We start from the raw sequence: 2,583 nt of genomic DNA, 5'->3' as shown, positions 1-2,583 counted from the left end.
CATGATCAAACTTTTACAAAAGAAGAACCTTATTTTGAAGAGGTTTTTACAAAAAACATATTACCCAAATAAGATAATAAGATGCATTAGTCTTGTTACAGGGCTAATTTTGACTTTGGCAGCTCATGCCCAAACGACTTCTCCCGTCTCAGTCTATTTAACAAAAGGCGACCAGTCAGCATTGCTAGAGCAACAGGCTGATGCAAATTTTTCTACCACTTTTATTGATAACAATACGGTTGTATCCATTGATGATACCCAAACATATCAATCCGTAGTAGGGTTTGGGTGGACTTTGACGCAAGGTAGTGCCAAAGCTATTCGTTCTATGAATCAAACAGACCAAGATGCACTGTTAGAAGAGCTATTTCATCCTAGCAATGGCATACGTTCATCATTGATACGCATTAGTCTTGGTGCCTCAGATTTAAGTGAGTTTGCCTATACATATAATGAAGTGGCCTATGGAGATACCGACGAAGATTTATCTGAATTTTCTTTAGCTGGTCCAGACCAAACAGATTTGATTCCTATTTTAAAGAAAATAGTAGCTATCAATCCAAATGTTAGACTACTAGCCACGCCGTGGACAGCTCCAACATGGATGAAGGTGGAGAACAATTCAGATTGGGGAGGCGATCCGTCTTCAGCAAACCGATATATTGGCGGGCGATTAAATACAGATCACTACGATGAATATGCCGATTATTTTGTAAAATACATGGAGGCCATGGAGGCAGAAGGTTTAACCATTTGGGGAATTACCCCTCAGAATGAGCCATTAAATAAACACAACGAGCCTTCTATGCTTATGAATGGTGATGAACAACTAAACTTTGTAGAAAATCATTTAGGACCAAAGTTGAATAATGCAGGATTTGATAAAGTGCAAATTATAGCATACGATCATAATTGCGACAACACTGGTTTTCCTATTAAAGTGATGGCCAGTGAGCACGCAGATGGAGGTGCTTTTCACCTATATGCTGGTGATATTTCGGCTATGTCTACAGTTCATGATGCGACGGGCAAAGATGTTTATTTTACAGAGCAGTGGGTTTCTTCTAGTGGCGATTTTGGTGGCGATTTTGGATGGCATATGAAAAATATAGTCGTAGGATCTTTAAGAAATTGGTCGCGATCGGTTCTAGAGTGGAATCTATCCGCTTTTTCTGATGATACTCCACGTACACCAGGCGGGTGTGTGTCTTGTTTGGGAGCTGTCACCATTAATGATAATAAATCCGTTCAACGTAATGTAGCTTATTACATTATCGGTCAAATATCAAAATTTGTAACAGAAGGAGCAACACGTATTGCTTCTAAAAATCTGAGGGGAGTTGATGGTCTACATCATGTGGCTTTTACAAATACCGATGGCTCAAAGGTAGCATTGATTTTTAATGAAAAAAATACGAGTCAAACTTTCACTTTGCAATGGGGAAACCAATTTCTAGAAGTTGCCATTCCTGCCAATTCGGCAAAAACACTTACTTGGACAGGTACTACATCTTCTGTAGGCGTAGAAAGCGTTTCCTTGGATAAAAGTACGTTAAATACTTTTCCAGATATGGAAACTCAACTCACAGCTAGTATTACACCATTTTATGCGAGCAATCAGAATCTAAGTTGGGATACAAATAATGCGAATGTTACCGTAGTAGATGGCTTGGTTACAGGCAAGCAAACAGGAAGTTCTACAGTGACAGTAACGACGGAAGATGGTAACTTTACAGATGCCTGCAACGTTACGGTACAAGAGATTACAACGCATGTTACAAGTGTTGTTTTGGATTATGACAATTATGTAGCTCATGTTGGAGAGGTCGAGACTATGGGAGTTCAGGTAAATCCTAGCAATGCTACTAATCCTGCTTTGAACTGGATATCGAGTGATGAAAACATTCTTGAAGTAAATGAAAACGGTAAAATCACACCAAAAGCAGCAGGAACGGTTACCCTTACAGCGACAGCCTGGGATGGCGGGTTGAGTGATATTAGTAATATTACTGTACTAGATGTCCCAATTAATACTCTTGCTTTTCTGGATTGTAGAGCAAGCGGTGGGCTAAGATTAGAAGCTGATGGTTCTACAAAGCCGCTTTTAACAGAAACAATAATCAATACTGATAATGTAAAATGGATAATTACGCCAGCACCTACTAATGGTTACTTCTACATAGATTGTCGTACACACGATAATAAACGCTTAAGTACTAACGGGGGTGACCTACCCGTACTAGTGCCTTCTACTACAACGGGCAATAGTGTAGAGTGGAAGTTTACTGAATCCTCAACGGATGGTTACTATCATATCGACTCTCGTGAAGAATATGGCGGAATGAATCGTTTAAGTAAAAAAAGCTTAACAGCTGCAGGAATAGCAGACAACACTATAACAAACGATGCTACTAAATGGAAATTAACCAATGCACCGTCAGATACATCAGTTGCATTAACCGATATGACGCTTTCTCCAGAAGCAACAACAATCAATTTAAATGCTACAGAACAATTATCACTAACATTTACGCCTTCTAACGCGACCAATCAAAATGTCACTTGGTCTTCAGATAATGATGC

Annotated in this window: 1 protein-coding gene; it reads left to right on the top strand. The window is 39.3% G+C overall.

Annotated features, from left to right (window positions below; genetic code table 11):
- Nucleotides 1–109 precede the first annotated feature (109 nt).
- Nucleotides 110–2,583 (top strand): Ig-like domain-containing protein (locus H6X70_RS16815; protein WP_194768852.1); only part of this gene is annotated, 2,474 nt, incomplete at its 3' end.

The organism is Tamlana sp. I1 (genome assembly GCF_015355625.1).
In the GTDB taxonomy this organism is placed as follows: Bacteria; Bacteroidota; Bacteroidia; order Flavobacteriales; family Flavobacteriaceae; genus Pseudotamlana.
Note: the sequence above shows the minus strand (reverse complement) of the source record. Positions and strands in the feature narration are given on the sequence as shown.